Source organism: Microcystis aeruginosa NIES-4325 (genome assembly GCF_008974145.1).
Classification (GTDB): Bacteria; Cyanobacteriota; Cyanobacteriia; order Cyanobacteriales; family Microcystaceae; genus Microcystis; species Microcystis aeruginosa_G.
In genome coordinates this window covers 1-266 of sequence record NZ_BJKP01000145.1, presented here as the reverse complement: position 1 = coordinate 266, position 266 = coordinate 1, and the positions used below count along the sequence as shown (strand labels likewise).

The 266-nt window shown below is 27.1% G+C and carries 1 pseudogene; it reads left to right on the top strand.

The features are described from left to right. Nucleotides 1-135 (top strand): annotated as a pseudogene (locus tag MiAbW_RS20515) (transposase family protein); the annotation flags it as partial. Between the last annotated feature and the right edge of the window lie 131 nt (nucleotides 136-266).

The following is a 266-nucleotide window of genomic DNA, read 5'->3' as shown; positions in this document are numbered from 1 at the left end:
GAAATCGAAAAAACCAAAATTAGGATTAATCAACCAGGAAGCGGAACACCTCCTAAATTATCAGAAGAGGAACAAATTGTTCTAATGTTGGTTTATTTAAGACATAATCTAAGCTTTCAAATCTTAGAACTAATAAACTTCTCCATAATTTAATTAAATCACAATAATAGGATATAATAAAACAAATAGTAACTCAAAAAAAGCCATGAAAAACTACACTTGGGAATACATTAAAAAATATCCGAAACAAACTAAAAGACTATTAG